The organism is Micromonospora sp. BL4 (assembly GCF_003667505.1).
In the GTDB taxonomy this organism is placed as follows: domain Bacteria; phylum Actinomycetota; class Actinomycetes; order Mycobacteriales; family Micromonosporaceae; genus Micromonospora.
Genome location: NZ_RCVJ01000100.1, coordinates 1 through 870 on the forward strand (window position 1 = coordinate 1; position 870 = coordinate 870).

Here is an 870-nt window from a genome sequence, read left to right on the forward strand (position 1 = left end):
GTGCGGGTGGGGGACGGGAATCGGGCGGGCCCGCGCTGCGCTGCGCCGAACCGTTCCGGCCGGGTGGCCCCCGTCCGGCTGGGCGGGGGCCACGGGGCTAGCTGGAGTAGACCTCGAACTCGCTGAGCTGACCGGCGGGCCAGCCGCTGTTGCCGGTGACGGTCAGCCGCAGGTAGCGCTGGCTGGTCGCCGCGAACGTCACGGTGACCGTGTTGCCGCTGGCCGGATTGAAGGTGTAGCCGGCGGACGGCTTGACCGTCGCCCAGGAGGAGCCGTTGGTGGAGCCGAGCACCGACAGCGTCTGGGTGCGGGTCTGCCAGGCTGACGACGGTGGCAGCTTCAGCACGACCCGGGACACCGACCGGGCGGTCCCCAGGTCCACCGTCAGCGACTGGGGGAAGGCGTTGTTGGCGCTCTCCCAGTAGGTGCCCACGTTGCCGTCCACCGCGTTGGGTGCGGCGTACACGTCGGAGTGGCTGGTTTCGGTGACCGCCGCTACATCCGGGTGAGCGTCACCGGCGGGCAGGCCGATCGAGACGCTGTTGCCCGTGCCGGGGTCGAAGACCCGGCCGGTGGAGGCCGCCAGGGTGGCGTACGACGACCCGTCGGTGGAGCCGAGCACCGACAGGGTCTGGGTACGACGCTCCCAGCCGGCGGGCAGCTTGAGCACCACCCGGTCGACGGGCCGGGCCGAGCCCAGGTCGACGGTCACCGACTGCGGGAAGGCGTTGTTGGCGCTCTCCCAGTAGGTGGCCGCGTTGCCGTCCACCGCGTTGGATGCGGCGTAGCTCTGGTTGGTGCTGGTGGCGGTCGCCGGCCGGTTCAGGGCCAGGTTCCCGCCGGCGGGTGGCGGGGTGGTCGGTGGTGGGG

At 72.6% G+C, this 870-nt stretch carries 1 protein-coding gene; it reads right to left on the reverse strand.

The features are described 5' to 3' along the window. Window positions 1–97: 97 nt before the first annotated feature. The coding region (locus EAD89_RS09570; protein WP_147458784.1) for a discoidin domain-containing protein at window positions 98–870 on the reverse strand (773 nt) is incomplete at its 5' end.